Here is a 15206-nt window from a genome sequence, read left to right as displayed (position 1 = left end):
TCTTATATAAAAGCACACACATTCATTTTTTGTATGTGTGTGCTTTTGCATGTTTTAGTTAATTGTTGCTACTTTTTTTGAAGGCATTGCTAATCCAATAATGACACCAACTACAGCTGGTAATATCCAACCTAAACCAATATCATATAAAGGTAATATATTTGAATACAGCTCTGCTACTGAATCCAATACACTTAATTTTGCAGCAGGCATACTATTTACTAGTGCATTGTAGCCGTCAATTAGGCTAACAAAAAATGTTAAGAACATTGCAGATGCATAAACGGCTTGCTTATTGTTAAATAATGAAGAGCTTAAGGCTAGTAAAATAAGAACAATCGCAAGTGGATATAAGAACATTAGCACTGGAATAGCAAATTGAATAATATTATTCAAACCAAAGTTGGCTATTGAAAATGATACTACGCACAAAATGAAAACAAACCATTTATAGCTAATTTTCGGGAAAACTTCATGGAAAAATTCACTACAAGAAGTAATTAAGCCAATACTAGTTTTTAAACAAGCTAGTACAATAATTACTGCCAATAAAATAGCACCAAATGAGCCGAAATAATGGTCTGCTACTGCTGCAAAAATTAAACCACCGTTATCAAATGTTCCGACAGCTTCAATACTAGATGCACCCATATACGTAATGAGCCCATAGATTAAAGTCATTAATGCCATCGCGAAAATACCCGATTTCCATGTTGCCTTAGCAATTTCTTTCCGATCAGTAATACCCGCATTTTTAATAGCATTAATTACGACAATACCAAATGCTAATGATGCTAATGCATCCATCGTATTGTAGCCTTCTTTAAAACCTGTCATAAAGGAAGACTGGATATAGTCACCTATTGGCTGTTGGAAATGCCCCATCGGCTTCACAATACTGATAATAATTAATATAAATAATACGACTAAAAAGGCTGGTGTTAAAACCTTACCGATATAATCCATAATTTTCGCTGGATTTAATGAGAAATAATAGACTATTGCAAAAAATATGAAGCTAAATACGGCTAATAAAATTGTTGTATGCTCCGCACTAATATATGGTTCAAAGCCAACGACAAATGGTACTGTCGCAGTTCGAGGAATTGCAAAAAAGGGACCAATTGTTAAGTATAGCGCTAGTGAAAAAATAACGCCAAATAAAGGATGAATACGGCTCGCTAAATCACGCAGACCATTACTGCCCGATAAACCAATCGCTAAAATGCCCAAAAATGGCAAACCGATTGCTGTAACTAAAAAGCCGATCAGTGCAAACCAGAAGTTTGTTCCTGCTAGTTGTCCAAGTTGGATTGGAAAAATAAGGTTCCCTGCTCCAAAATACAGTCCGAATAACATTGTGCCAATGACTGCATAAGTAGAAAAAGGTATTTTCTTTTGCATAATTGATGTGCTCCCTTGATGTGTTTGACTATAGCAAATTACCTTGGCGTAATTCAATTCAGATTATTATGTGCTTACTCGAAAAGCCTTCTAAAAAATCTGGGGCATTCGCCAGGGCTTTAACTGTTTAAGCGTTTCTCTTCGTGCAAGTGACAATTTTTAGCTTGTCTCACTTCTCAGTTTTGAGAATTATGCTAAAAAAGTTAAATCGAATGAATTTTCACTACAATTTCACTATGGTAACAGGCATTTATTATAAAAACAATAGTTTTTTCGAAGTTGATTACTAAATGCACAGTTGCTAGCTAATAAGTAAAAATTTTAAAATGAAAAGAGCTGTCAGAAGACAGCTCTTAGTTTGCAACAGACCACTCAATATGGTTTAAAAAATTATATACATCTTCATAAACTTTTTCACGTTCTTTATCTAATGTAATGATATGACCTGAATTTTCATACCATATAATTTCTTTATCATCAGTTTTAACTGTATCTAAAATAAACGGAGCGCTTTGTTGGTATAGCTCATCGTCTAATAATCCTTGCAATACTAAAGTTGGTGCTTTAATTGCTGGTAAATCTTCACGTGTTTCTTCTGTTAAACGAGTAACACCGTCTAAGGAATCTTTTGGTGTAATTCGTAATTCATGTAATTCAGAAATAATTTGGTCTTTTGATTTGTTTTCAAAATGTTTATATAGTCTTGCGTAATTATATAAACGTGTAAATAAACCTTTTGAGCTATCGCGTGTTATCGGCGCACACATGGCAACAACTCCTTTAACAGGAAATTGCTCTGCTACTTTTAACGAAAAGACACCGCCAAGTGAAATTCCTACTACTGCGATTTCTTCATGGCCTTTATTTTTTAGGAAGTTGTAGCCTTCTACTACATCATTCCACCAGTCTTCAGGCTTTGTTTCAAGTAGGGCTTCTGGTTCTACCCCATGACCACTATAAATAGGTGCATGAACTGTATAACCACGTGTTGATAAAAATTCCCCTAGCTTTTTCACATCTTTTGTGCTACCTGTAAATCCATGCAGTAATAGTACGGCTTTTTTGCCTCCCTCAATTGTTAGAGGTTGCGGCTTTGATAACTTCATTTTATAATATCCCCTTCACGGAAATTTGTATTTGTGTATTTTATGTGTCTATCTTAACACCGTTTATTCATAATGTACAATTTATAGTTTTTATCGTTTCGATACTTTTCATGCATGAATGGTGTGAGGTTGAAGCCTTGTATAATCACCCTTTGCGGATGCTTAGAAATAATAAAAATTACTTTATTAAAATTACTTTGTTTTCCCTTATAAAATTTTTCCACGTTGCCTATACTTCCTATACTTTTACCGTTATAATGCAGGTAACTAATAGAAATACTATTAATGGAGGTGGAAAAAATGGAATGGCAACAATTGGAATATTTTGCAACGGTAGCAAAACTTGAACATATGACACGTGCTGCGGATGTATTAGCTATTTCACAGCCTGCACTAAGTCGCTCAATCTCTAAGCTTGAGGAGGAATTAGGTGTACCTTTATTTGACCGCCAAGGACGCTCCATCATGCTAAATCGCTATGGAGAGCAGTTTTTATATCGTGTGCAGCGTATGCGCAAAGAATATGAAAAGGCAGTTTTAGAATTACAGGAGCTGAATAATCCTGAGCTTGGAGACGTGTCACTGGGCTTTTTACATACACTTGGAACAAGTATTGTACCTGATTTGATCCGCGCTTTCCGTCAGCAACATCCGCAAATCCGCTTTCATTTCACGCAAAACTATTCACACTCACAATTAAAACAACTACTTGCTGGTGAGCTCGATCTGTGCCTACTTGCAGCTATTAACACTGAACCACCTGTATGTTGGAAGGAACTATGGCGAGATGAGCTTTACATTATGGTGCCGATTGATCATCACCTTGCCAATCGGAAAAGCATTACAATGAAGGAACTAGAAAATGAAAATTTTGTATTAATGAAAAAAGGCTATGCATTACGACGGACTGCGGATCGATTATTAAATGCTGCAGGCATTAAGCCTAAAATTACTTATGAAGGAGATGAGGTCTCTACCGTTGCGGGATTTGTAGGGGCTGGCCTTGGCGTATCACTACTACCTGATGATGAAGATCTTAATCCAAATAAAGTCGTAAAAATTCATGTTGAAGATATGGTCTGTGAACGTATTATCGGAATGGCTTGGATTGAAAATCGTTACCTTTCACCTTCCGCTCGACAATTTCAGAAATTTGTCTTTGATTATTATGAAAAAATGGGACCTGCTAAAAACAACGACTAAAAGCGGAAGGATGCATTTATGCATTCTTCCGCTTTTAATTTATACTTGAAGAGTTATGATTGAAGGAAATTCATTACTCCCCTATATATTTAATTTGATAAGAAAACATATCCGTGGTATCTCCGCTAATTTCAAAAAGCCCTTGCCTTGCCATCGTAAAAATTCGATATTCTAAAAAGGCATCGCTCATGTAGTCCTCGTTTTTATTGATAGTTTGCCCAATGACAGTCGCTGGTGAAAGCCAGAACTCCTTGTTTTTATCTTGTAAATCTTTTGCACATTCAATAATTGTTGCATCGTAAATATTCTCTTCTGCGTAAACAACACCATTTTGCCAAACTCGCAATGTACTTGGGTTTTGCTTGAGTTCTTCCCATTCTTTAGCAAGTCGCTGACACTCTTCCAATGAAAAGCGCTTAGCGTCAGGTCGTAGTTTCATAAGCATATCTGCTGATAATTCTCCTGTATGGTGAATGGACATATCAGGATGAATTCGCTTTAAAGCAACAGTTGCATCTATACCAAATACCATGCTGCATTTATTTATAAACTCACTCATAACATAGCGTAACCCAATTTCTTCATGTGTATTTTGGCTATACCAAATCCATACATCCATATCACAAGGAATACCTGCGATTGATCTCGTCCACATCTTATGAATGTCTTCGTATAATGCTCGTTCTTCTTTATCTCTAAAAATATTAGTATTTAACCATTGCTTTCGATTTTCCAAACTTGTAAGTGGTCCAATCGAGAAAATATCATTGACACAAATGACCGACTCTTCTCGCTGTAAATGGTGTTGTCGTATCGCGTGTTTAATAGAACCTTGTGCAGATAAACTAAAGGTAATATGTAAAATTGCCATATAGCCTCCTCCTTTTATTGTTTACTTAGTGCGATCTGTATACCGATAAAAGTAAATAGTATGCCTTGTACCATATTCAAACGTTTTGCAATTGCTGGCTTCCCTATAATGACTTTTCTAACTTTCCCCGCAAAAATACTAAATAACGAGAATAGAATAAGTGCCTGTACTAAAAATACAATACCCAAAATAAGCATTTGTAATGCCACATGGCCATGTATTGGGTTTACAAACTGTGGCAATAGTGCTAAGAAAAATAAAGAAACCTTTGGATTTAAGACATTCATCAAAATTCCTTTACGATACAGCGAACCTAAAGCTTGAATATTTTGTTGATCCAATGTAAAAGGATCATCCTTTGCTCGAAATGATTGCCATGCTAAATATAGTAAATAGGCAGCGCCTGCAAATTTGACAATCGAAAAGATGACCGTCGATTGATAAATAATAGCTGAGATTCCTAAAACTGCAGCTCCGATATGCACAAGTAAACCTGTACATAAGCCTAATGAAGTAGCAATGCCTGCCTTTTTATCTTGTGTAATGCTTTGCGCAAGGACAAATAAATTGTCTGGTCCTGGCATTAACGTTAAAATGATGGCTGCTCCTAAAAACGTCACTAACGTTGAAATTTCCAACTCTTCCCCTTCTTCCCACTGCTTATAAAAAAAAACATAATTAGAATGGTTTTATTTTCATTATACTACACGACACTCGCTACTTTAGTTGTGAGTTTATGACTATATATAGAATTTTTTACAAGAAAATTATTGTTTCGATTAATGCTCGTTCAAACAACATTTTCTTTGTTTATGCATTATAATGATAATAAACACTAGATATTCAGTTTACATTGCATTGGAAAAGAGGGGAGCCGACGATGGCAGTAAGCGATATAGTTCAAGAATTTGAGGACGAGCAAGGGAATGTTTTTTATAAAATGAAAACACATGATGTCGACGTTCAAGCAATGCAATCTTCTGGCTTAGCACCAGTTCTTACGTATTGGCTTGGCGAAAAAGATATTACAGAGGATATCCGAAATTTACGTTTTAGCCCAAGACCCCCATCAAGTTATATACAAGATTATGATGCATTTCAGTCAATGCTCTATGCAAAAGAGCAACGTGCCATCAATCAACTCTATGAAAAAATGAGCATTAAGCCAAAAAATATGACAACAGGAAAACAATTATTATGGAGTTTCTTTGTTATGATTTTGGCGATGTTGCCTTTATTAGTTGCCATTTGGTGGTTTAAATAACCGTTTTTAAATTATTAGGACATTCATTTTAATATGCGAGTGTTCTGATCTTCACCTTTTTGTCCTCATTTATACAGATTTTTTCTATTCAGCTTGACAGACTCACAGAAGTAGTGCATTCTTTATTCAATTACTAGTGCGAACGAGTGCCGTTTTCATTATATATGGTACGGACCTCTGCACAAAAAACAATAAAAATAAAGCGAACGAAGACTAGTACGTAGAAACTAATTGCTAAGAGAGCGATGCCCACCGGCTGCAAGGCATTGTACAAAAAAGTCTACAGAACCTACTTCGTGAAACGTCCTAGCAAAAACTAGGCGCAGTCTCAAGCGTTATGAGGAAAGTGGAATATCTCAAGATATTCAATGTAGGTGGTACCACGGAAAGCAACCTTTTCGTCCTAATTTTTTAGGATGAAAAGGTTTTTTTATTGTTATTTCATGCTGTACAGCGGGTGAGACAACGAATGGTGAACTGGGGGAAATGGAATGGAAAGAAAAAGAATCGTCGTAAAAATTGGCAGTAGCTCCTTAACGAATGCAAAAGGCGAAATTGACAAAGTACGCTTAATGGATCATGTGCAAGCTATTGCAGAATTAAAAAAATGTGGTCATGAAGTTTTGCTTGTTTCTTCAGGGGCTGTTGCAGCGGGTTTTAAACATTTAGGCTACCCTTCTCGTCCAGTAACAGTAAAAGGGAAACAAGCTGCCGCTGCAGTTGGCCAAAGTTTACTTATCCAAACGTACCATGCGCTATTTAGTATTTATGATATTACGCCTGCACAGATTTTACTTACACGCACAGATTTTTCGAAAAAAGAACGCTACAAAAATGCCTATGCAACATTTGAGGAATTGTTAGAACGTTCGATGCTCCCAATTATAAATGAAAATGACACTGTATCTGTTAGTGAGTTAACATTTGGCGATAATGATATGTTATCGGCACTTGTAAGTGGACTTGTCCATGCAGACCAGCTCATTATACTTACAGATATTAATGGCTTATACGACGCAAATCCCAATAAAAATCCGCAAGCTAAACGCATTGATCGTTTAACCGAAGTGACTGATGAAATGCTTGGCTTTGCTGATGGTGCAGGCTCAAAAGTCGGAACAGGTGGAATGGAGTCTAAACTTTTGGCTGCGCGAGCAGCTTTAAATGCTGGTGTGAAGGTATTTATCGGCACTGGTGATGGTGCGCATAAACTTGTCGATATTATGAATGGTCATGGAGATGGGACATATGTTGAGCATGAGGCGCTCGCTATATTAACAAATAATAAACAGTGGATTGCACTTACGGAAATTTCTGGTAAAATTTTTGTAGATAACGGTGCTGAAATTGCCTTGCTAGAGAACGGTAAAAGCTTGCTACCAGCTGGTGTCTACCGTGTTGAAGGAGACTTTGAACATGGTGATGTTGTAGAGGTTTATTGTGAAAATAGACTTCTTGGTCGTGGCGAAGTTTTATACTCCTCACTTGAGTTAGCACATGCAATGGGAAAACGGACCGATGAATTAACGAACTATCCAATAGAAGTTATTCATCGAGATAAATGGTTAAAAATACAAACGAATTAAGGAGGAATAAAGATGACAAGTGAAGTATATCTAAAAGGACAACGCGCAAAGGCAGCAAGCTATGTATTAAATATTAAAACAACTTGCGAAAAAAATGATGCACTACTAAAAATTGCTGAGCAATTAATCAACGATCAGGATGTACTCATTGCAGAAAATTTAAAGGACTTAGCAAGTGGCAAAGAAAAAGGTATGCCCCCTTCTACCCTTGATCGCATTATGTTAAGCAAAGATCGTATTTCAGCAATGGCCGATGCTATTCGTTTACTTGTAACATTAAATGATCCCGTTGGCACAATCCTTGAGCGTATTGATAAAGAAAACGGACTACTTATTGAAAAGCGTATGGTACCAATTGGCGTAATCGGCATGATTTATGAGGCGAGACCAAATGTAACTGTTGATGCTGCAACATTATCGTTGAAAACTGGAAATGCCGTTATTTTACGAGGAAGTTCCTCTGCTAAATTTTCAAATATTGCGCTTGTGGCAAGTATTCACAAAGCGCTTGAAAAAACGTCTATCCCTGTTGATGCAGTGCAACTAATTGAAGATACGAATCGTGAAACGGCAAAGGAATTATTCCATTTGAAAGAATACCTAGATGTATTAATTCCTCGTGGAGGCAAAGCCCTTATCGATTTAGTCGTTCGTGAAGCTTCAGTACCAGTGCTTGAAACAGGAGCTGGTAATTGCCATATTTATATTGACCAAACTGCCGATTACATAAAAGCAGAGACAATTTGTCTGAATGCCAAAACACAACGTCCTTCTGTTTGTAACGCGGCTGAAAGCTTACTCATTCATCCTGAGTGGTTTTGTGAACACGGTTCAAAGCTGTTAAATGCGATGCACGATGCTGGAGTGACAATTGTCGGTGATGCAACGGTTTGCCAAACCGTAAATTTCGCGCAGCTCGCTACAGAGGAAGACTTTGCAACGGAGTACTTAGATTTAAAAATAAGCGTTAAAGTTGTCGAAAACGTCTTTGAGGCTATTGAGCACATTAATCAATACGGTACAAACCACTCGGAAGCTATTATTACTGAAGATCAACTTGTAGCAGACACATTTTTAAATAATGTAGATGCCGCAGCCGTTTATCATAATGCATCTACTCGCTTTACAGATGGCTTTGAATTCGGCTATGGTGCCGAAATCGGTATTAGTACACAAAAATTACACGCACGGGGACCAATGGGCTTACCAGCATTAACATCAACAAAGTATTTTATCCATGGAAATGGGCAAATTCGTCAGTAACAATTAGTTATCAATATAACAAGCCGACAGTAAACTACACTGTCGGTTTCTTTACTAGCATAATCACTTAACAACCAGTAGCTATTGTATGTCTACTAGAAAGAAGGTTTGATATGAATATTTCTGCAGTAATAAAACTTACTGTATCGATGGCCATTTTCGGCTCCATCGGCTTTTTCACCATTCATACTGGTTTACCAGCTATAGAGCTAGTCTTTATCCGTTGTATTTGTGCTACTCTCTTCCTCGGCTTTTTGTGGCTAATGACAGGTGGCCATAAAACCGAAGTATGGGACAAAAAAGAAGTAGCACGCACACTTCTATGCGGTGTCTTTATCGTATTAAATTGGGTATTTTTATTTAAAGCATTTGAAGAAATGTCAATCTCCATTGCTATTTCAATTTATAATCTAGCACCGATTTTTGTGCTTATATTAGGAGCTCTGTTGTTAAAGGAAAAAATGACAGTACAAGCACTTGTCGCAACATTGACTTGTTTTATAGGAAGTATTTTTATCATCGGTCTACATAATTTTATTTCATTATCTGAATTTATGCAGTCTGGCTTCGTTTGGGCGTTACTCTCTGCTCTCTTTTATGCATTTACAATGTTAACGAGCAGAACGATACAAAATTTAAGCTCCTATGCCCTTACGTTTATACAAACAACAGTTGGTATCGTCATGCTTTTACCTTTTGTGGATTTTTCACTATTTGAAGTGTTAACAACAACGAATTGGCTTTATATTTTAGGTACAGGTTTTATTCATACTGGATTCGTTTATTATTTATTTTTCGATAGTATCCGCAACCTTTCTACGATACTAGTGTCTGTTTTAGTATTCGTAGACCCTGTTGTAGCTATTTTATTAGATATGCTATTGCTGGATTTCATGCCGAGCATTATGCAAACTGTTGGCATTGTTTTAATATTTGGGGGAATTTTTTATACGATTTACCTCCCAAAGCAAAAAGCTAAGTTATCGTAAAAGGGGGTATTATATGCGTAAATTGTATACAATCGGTGAGCTGTTAATTGACTTTACCCCTACTGAACAAAGTGACTCGCTTTGTTCAGTAGAACAATTCACAAAAAATGCTGGAGGGGCCCCTGCTAATGTAGCTGCGGTCTGCGCAAAATTGGGGCACCCCGCTGCACTACTATCACAAGTAGGGAAAGATGCATTTGGTGACTTTTTAATCGATACCGTCAAACAAGCGGGCGTAAACATCCAATATATTGCGCAAACAACTGAAGGTGAAACAAGCCTCGCCTTTGTATCTTTGTCAGCAGATGGTGACCGAGATTTTTTATTTTACCGCAGAAATGCCGCTGATTTACTATATCAACCAGAACAATTACCAGCTAATTTACTTACAGCAAAAGACATCCTCCATTTTTGCTCGGTGAACTTAGTGGACAGTCCGATGAAGCAAGCACATGAGGCTATCATTGAGCAAGCACATCAAACAGGCTGTCTCGTTTCTTTTGATCCGAACGTACGACTCCCTCTTTGGCAAGACGCTGAATTATGTCAACAAACGATTTTAAATTTTATTCCGCGCGCGCATATCGTAAAACTTTCTGACGAGGAACTATCATTTTTAACGCATCTAGATGATGAACAACATGCCGTTCAATCATTATTCCAAGGGAAGGTCCAAGTTATTTTTGTTACCCATGGTGCACAAGGCGCTAGTCTTTATACGAGGCAACAACATGTGAAAGCTGCTGCTGAGGTTGTGCAAGCAATTGATACGACAGGTGCAGGCGATGCCTTTATCGGAGCCATCTTAAGTGTTTTATTGCAGAAAAACATAACAGCAGAGACAGTCGAAAACTTTTGCGAAACGTTTGCTACGCCTCTCCTTACCTATGCGAATCATTATGCTGGTGCATCCACAACAAAACATGGTGCCATCGCTTCTTTTCCAACGAAACATGATATTCCATAATCGTTTTAAATCAAAAAACTCCATTTTGAAATAATTCAAAATGGAGTTTGCTTTATCAAATTTCTTCAAAATCCATACATATTCGATCAGTCATTAATGAACCGACGAATTGGCTTACACGAACATGGTCAGGGTGAATTTGATATTGTTGCAAATGCTCTTCACTTTCAAATAGACTGTTTAATACTACTTGTCGATTACTAGATGCTAATGGATTTGTGATAACATGTAATGAGATAATTCCACTAATTTTATCTGTTAGGCTTTCTAACTCTGTTTTGACGATTTGTGCATTTTGCGCTTGTTGCTCTTCGTTAAATTCATCTTTATGATTCCACATCACAATATGTCTAATCATGTACATATCCCCTCCTATACATCTTTTTTAATAATCATATAGAGTCGTCTATTAAATTTCAATACTAGTAATTTTGACAATTTTTATTTTTTTGAACAATATTCGTAAATTTATACGTCTAATCATTAAAAGACAAGTAAGGTGGTAGTTTTATGGAGCAGCTAGTGGAAGAATACGGTGAATACCTATTCCATCTAAGCTATTTATATGTGAAAGATCGGCAACTCGCTGAGGAAATTACGCAGGATGTATTTTTTACATTTGCCATAAAGGGCGACGCTTTTCGCAAAGATGCATCATTGAAAACGTATTTAACAAGAATATTAATTAATCGCTGTCACGATGAATTACGCAAAATGAAGCGCAAAAACGTCCTGCAATTTTTAACACCCTTTTGGACGAACGAAAAATCTGCCGAACAGGAAGTCATGCGCCAACAGCAATTTCTTTCGTTAAAACAAGAAGTAATGAAGTTACCGATTCACTATCGGGAAGTCATTATATTGTTTTATTACGAGGAATTTGAGGCATCGGAAATAGCTGATTTGCTAAATCTTTCTCAAAACACAGTTCGCACGAGATTACGTAGAGGAAAAGAATTACTGAAATCAAAGTTATCGGCACGTACGGAGGTGTTTATCCATGAATGATTTTAAAGATCAATTAAAGCAAGAGCTTCGTGCAGATGTTCCATTTACTGAGGACATGAAACAGCGTATGCTTATGCCGAGCCACCCAAAAAAAATACAAACTAAAACACAGTATTGGAAAGTACCCTTCATTGCGCTGACATTTGTTTTGATTTTAGGCCTCGTACTGATATTGCAATTCACACCGTATGAACTGCACGAGGCAACTGCTGCAAAAACGGTAGCAACATTACCAGCAGATCCCCATGACCTTATAGAACTACTGCAAAAAAATGAAACAGTACTACCGATTATTGATTCCAAAGGGAAATTGGTGATTGATCCTACTATCTCCTTTGTAATGGGTAAACAGTACATATTATCCCATTTTCCAATGGTGGTTGATCCAGATGCAAAAATCGAAGTAGGTGATTATATTGCATATTCCGATAAATTGGATATTATAGTTTCCCCTGTATTTGGTATCGAAAGCGATAAAGTACAAACATCGAATGGACAAGTAACATTAAATGGTGAGTACCTTGCCTTGCCAGGCGCTGTAGCTCCAGTACAATTCACACAGCCCGAACAACAGGAAATATATAAATATTATTTTAATAGTCGCTTCCATATGGATGCTGCTAACATGAAAACGATAGATGTGGACCTTGAACCGTTACGTGAAGAGGAGTACGCTGTTTATATGAACAATAAAGGTGGGACCGTTGACGTAGTAAACGCTAAAGCATTAATCGGTAAAGTTGTCGGAGTAAAAAAACTAGAACCAACCTTTACATTAACCGCCAAGGAACAATCACTTTATAATGCATTTAAAGAAAATTATGATTTAAATGTCCTTAAAGGGGTTAAACCACTGTCCATTGCAAAAATGTATGTCATTTCAGAAGCACAAGGGGACTACTTAACACATTATTCACTAGTAGCGAGACAAACACGTTCGGAAATTGAAGAGTATATAGATAACCAAAAATTTAAAAAATATTATTATACAAAGGAAATTCAGATGCTTATTAGTGCTTATAATTATAATGGTATTGAGAAAGCAGAATTTGAACAACTAAGTGAAACGCAAGGCACTATAATTTTAAGATTCAAGGATTTTACATTAAATATTAATTTCGTTAAAAATGAACAAGGTGTATGGCATCCTAACACTAAGTAAATTTAATAAAAAGGTCTTCTCAAAAATCATTTGAGAAGACCTCTTTTGTTTCAATTCTTTGACTCACAAAGTTAAGCTTTGTTAAATTGCTTTTTCATTAAAATATGCGGAATACCTGCGTCCATATATTCTTCACCTGTACGCGTATAACCGAGCTTCTCATAAAAGCCTTCTGCATATACTTGCGCACTTAGCTTCGATTTCGTTAAGCCCTTTTCTTGTGCTAACTTTTCTAGCGTTTGAATAATCACTTTTCCTAGCCCATATTTGCGGTATTCCTCTAAAATACAAATTCGCTCAAGCTTCCCATAGCCATCTACAACACGTAAACGACCTGTACCAACTGGCTGCGCATTGTAATACACAAGAATGTGATCACATAGAGCATCGAGTGCATCAAATTCATCGTATTCTTCTGATGCAGGAATTTGTTGTTCTTCTATAAATACCGCTTTCCGAATAGCAAAAGCTGTTTGTAAGTCATTTTCTGTTGTAATTAGTGTTGTTGTCATGTAGAGTACCTCCTCGAATTTTACATGCGCAATCTATTTAGTATAGAACGTTTTTTAACTCCATGACAATAGCTGTTTTTTACGATTTTGAACGAGGATCCAGATAATCACGTAAGGCATTGCTCAGCATATACAATCCTAACACTAGCAGCGTAATTGCTCCTCCTGGGGCAAATGTATACCAAGATGCTTTCACTAAATACGCTTGAGAATCTTTTAACATGCGTCCCCAGCTAGGATTTGGTGGTTGTACACCAAGCCCTAAATAACTAAGTGCTGCTTCAGCGAGCATTGCTGTCGCAAAAGTAACCGTGGCAGCAACAATAATTTGTGAGGAAATATTGGGTAAAATATGACGAAACATTATTTTATAGGGCTTTACTCCAATTAATTTAGCAGCTAATACATATTCGGCATCACGATGTTGGACATAACCACTACGTGCTATTCTAGCGATGGCTGGAATGGCGATAACCCCGAGTGCTATCGCCGTATTGACTACGCCAGGTCCGAAAACAGCCACTAACATTAACGCTAAAATAATTCCTGGAAATGCCATTAAAGCATCCATCAAACGCATAAAAATTTCATCTACCCAGCCACCGATATATCCCGCTACACCTCCGATTAAAATACCAAATGATGAGCCGATGAATACTGTTAATAAACCGACCGCAAATGCTGTTTGGGTGCCTTTCATCATCCGACTAAAAATATCACGCCCGAATTCATCTGTCCCAAAGAGATACTTACTACTTGGACTGTGCAATTTTTCTGGTATATTCATCGTATTGACATCATGCGGTGTATAAAAGAAGCTAATGACCATTACAAGTAAAAATCCGACGATGACGAGTAGACCAATGATTAAATTTATATTTTTCATGTAGCGCTGTATAGTTTGCATTGCATCCACCTCTCATCGTAATCGGATTCTTGGATCTAAAACAGAATATAAAATATCGACGATAAAATTAATTACAACTACTGCAACTGTAATATACATAACAATCCCTTGTACTAAAGGGAAGTCTCGATTACTTATAGCAGTAATTAGTAGCTGGCCCACACCTGGCAATGAAAATACTTGCTCGACAATAATTGTTCCTGCGACCACTTCTGTCATAATTAATCCAAAGACCGTTAATATCGGTATCATCGCATTTTTTAAAACATGCTTATACATGACATTTTGCTCTGACATGCCTTTACTGCGTATTGTTCGAACATAATCAAGTTGCATTTGCTCTAAAATAGCCGTTCGCACGTAACGGAAGTTGACAGCAATTTGAGGTATAGCAATTGTTAACGCTGGAAGGACAAGCGTACTTAACGCACCAGATATACTTTGTGTCCATGGGATATAGCCACTAATTTTAAAAAAGCTAAATTTCATTCCGACATATAAAATAAGCATCATACCTAGCCAAAATGAAGGGACAGCCATGCCGATTTGTGTCAATGTCGATAATGACACATCACTCAGCTTATTTTGTCGTCTCGCTGCAAACATGCCAAGCGGCAAAGAAACGAGTAATACAATGGTTAGTGTGAGCAATGCTAATGACATCGTTACAGGAAGTCTATCAAACAATAAATCTTTTACAGGCATTGAGAAACGAATTGAATTGCCTAATTCCCCTGTCAATAACCCCTTCATCCAATCAGCGTATTGTTCATAAAGGGGTCGGTCCAAACCAAGCTCAGACCGCAAATTTTCAATTTGTGTAGGGTCTGCTTCCGTTCCTAACATTGTTCGAACAGGATCCCCAGGTAAAATTTGAAAAACACCAAATGTAATGATCGACACTAGAAGAATTGTTGTTATTAACAGGATGAATCGACGTATAATATACATCATTTGTAATCAT

Annotated in this window: 16 protein-coding genes; 8 read left to right on the top strand and 8 right to left on the bottom strand. The window is 36.9% G+C overall.

Annotation, left to right across the window (positions count from 1 at the left end):
• Positions 1–54 precede the first annotated feature (54 nt).
• Both brnQ and FH508_RS09555 read right to left on the bottom strand, forming a co-directional pair.
• On the bottom strand, positions 55–1404 hold the full coding sequence (gene brnQ, locus FH508_RS09560; RefSeq protein WP_139860524.1) for a branched-chain amino acid transport system II carrier protein: 1350 nt from the start codon (positions 1402–1404) through the stop codon (positions 55–57).
• Between the two features lie 353 nt (positions 1405–1757).
• Positions 1758–2510 (bottom strand): alpha/beta hydrolase, encoded by a 753-nt coding sequence (locus FH508_RS09555; protein WP_172771105.1) that lies wholly within the window; start codon positions 2508–2510, stop codon positions 1758–1760.
• 300 nt (positions 2511–2810) lie between these two features.
• Between FH508_RS09555 and FH508_RS09550 the strand changes: the two genes are divergently transcribed.
• The gene (locus FH508_RS09550) at positions 2811–3713 is read left to right on the top strand and encodes a LysR family transcriptional regulator (RefSeq protein ID WP_172771104.1); all 903 of its coding nucleotides are present in this window, start codon (positions 2811–2813) and stop codon (positions 3711–3713) included.
• Positions 3714–3786: 73 nt separating this feature from the next.
• On the opposite strand, the gene FH508_RS09545 is transcribed toward FH508_RS09550, so the two are convergent.
• Both FH508_RS09545 and FH508_RS09540 read right to left on the bottom strand, forming a co-directional pair.
• Positions 3787–4584: a DUF1835 domain-containing protein gene (locus FH508_RS09545; RefSeq protein ID WP_172771103.1), complete on the bottom strand. Its 798-nt coding sequence runs from the start codon at positions 4582–4584 to the stop codon at positions 3787–3789.
• A 14-nt stretch (positions 4585–4598) separates the two neighbouring features.
• Positions 4599–5222 carry a LysE family translocator gene (locus FH508_RS09540; RefSeq protein WP_172771102.1) on the bottom strand — a complete coding sequence of 208 codons (624 nt, stop codon included), beginning with the start codon at positions 5220–5222 and terminating at the stop codon, positions 4599–4601.
• 242 nt (positions 5223–5464) lie between these two features.
• On the opposite strand from FH508_RS09540, the gene FH508_RS09535 reads away from it, so the two are divergent.
• The 5 genes from FH508_RS09535 to FH508_RS09515 all read left to right on the top strand — a co-directional run bounded on the left by FH508_RS09535 (position 5465) and on the right by FH508_RS09515 (position 10653).
• Positions 5465–5848: a sodium:proton antiporter gene (locus FH508_RS09535; RefSeq protein WP_172771101.1), complete on the top strand. Its 384-nt coding sequence runs from the start codon at positions 5465–5467 to the stop codon at positions 5846–5848.
• 491 nt (positions 5849–6339) lie between these two features.
• A complete protein-coding gene (gene proB, locus FH508_RS09530) occupies positions 6340–7434 on the top strand; it encodes a glutamate 5-kinase (RefSeq protein WP_172771100.1) in 1095 nt (364 codons plus the stop codon).
• Positions 7435–7446: 12 nt separating this feature from the next.
• Entirely contained in the window at positions 7447–8697 is a 1251-nt protein-coding gene (locus tag FH508_RS09525) for a glutamate-5-semialdehyde dehydrogenase (RefSeq protein ID WP_172771099.1), read from the top strand.
• Positions 8698–8810: 113 nt separating this feature from the next.
• On the top strand, positions 8811–9686 hold the full coding sequence (locus FH508_RS09520) for a DMT family transporter (protein ID WP_172771098.1): 876 nt from the start codon (positions 8811–8813) through the stop codon (positions 9684–9686).
• Between the two features lie 13 nt (positions 9687–9699).
• Positions 9700–10653: a carbohydrate kinase family protein gene (locus tag FH508_RS09515; RefSeq protein ID WP_172771097.1), complete on the top strand. Its 954-nt coding sequence runs from the start codon at positions 9700–9702 to the stop codon at positions 10651–10653.
• 55 nt (positions 10654–10708) lie between these two features.
• Here the strand turns inward: FH508_RS09515 and FH508_RS09510 are convergent, their stop codons facing one another.
• Positions 10709–11011, bottom strand: a complete 303-nt coding sequence (locus FH508_RS09510) for a Dabb family protein (RefSeq protein ID WP_172771096.1) — start codon at positions 11009–11011, stop codon at positions 10709–10711.
• Positions 11012–11163: 152 nt separating this feature from the next.
• On the opposite strand from FH508_RS09510, the gene FH508_RS09505 reads away from it, so the two are divergent.
• Both FH508_RS09505 and FH508_RS09500 read left to right on the top strand, forming a co-directional pair.
• Positions 11164–11661 carry a sigma-70 family RNA polymerase sigma factor gene (locus FH508_RS09505; RefSeq protein ID WP_172771095.1) on the top strand — a complete coding sequence of 166 codons (498 nt, stop codon included), beginning with the start codon at positions 11164–11166 and terminating at the stop codon, positions 11659–11661.
• On the top strand, positions 11654–12823 hold the full coding sequence (locus tag FH508_RS09500; RefSeq protein WP_172771094.1) for a hypothetical protein: 1170 nt from the start codon (positions 11654–11656) through the stop codon (positions 12821–12823). The genes FH508_RS09505 and FH508_RS09500 overlap by 8 nt, the downstream gene beginning before the upstream one ends.
• 71 nt (positions 12824–12894) lie before the next feature.
• Here the strand turns inward: FH508_RS09500 and FH508_RS09495 are convergent, their stop codons facing one another.
• From FH508_RS09495 to FH508_RS09485, 3 genes are all read right to left on the bottom strand, one after another.
• Positions 12895–13335: a GNAT family N-acetyltransferase gene (locus FH508_RS09495; protein WP_172771093.1), complete on the bottom strand. Its 441-nt coding sequence runs from the start codon at positions 13333–13335 to the stop codon at positions 12895–12897.
• Between the two features lie 79 nt (positions 13336–13414).
• A complete protein-coding gene (locus FH508_RS09490) occupies positions 13415–14242 on the bottom strand; it encodes an ABC transporter permease (protein ID WP_172771092.1) in 828 nt (275 codons plus the stop codon).
• Positions 14243–14254: 12 nt separating this feature from the next.
• Positions 14255–15196: an ABC transporter permease gene (locus tag FH508_RS09485; protein WP_172771091.1), complete on the bottom strand. Its 942-nt coding sequence runs from the start codon at positions 15194–15196 to the stop codon at positions 14255–14257.
• Positions 15197–15206 lie beyond the last annotated feature (10 nt).

It is taken from the genome of Lysinibacillus sp. CD3-6 (genome assembly GCF_006351725.2).
In the GTDB taxonomy this organism is placed as follows: domain Bacteria; phylum Bacillota; class Bacilli; order Bacillales_A; family Planococcaceae; genus Lysinibacillus.
The sequence above is the reverse complement of the archived record's forward strand: the minus strand, read 5'-3'. Positions and strand labels throughout refer to the sequence as shown.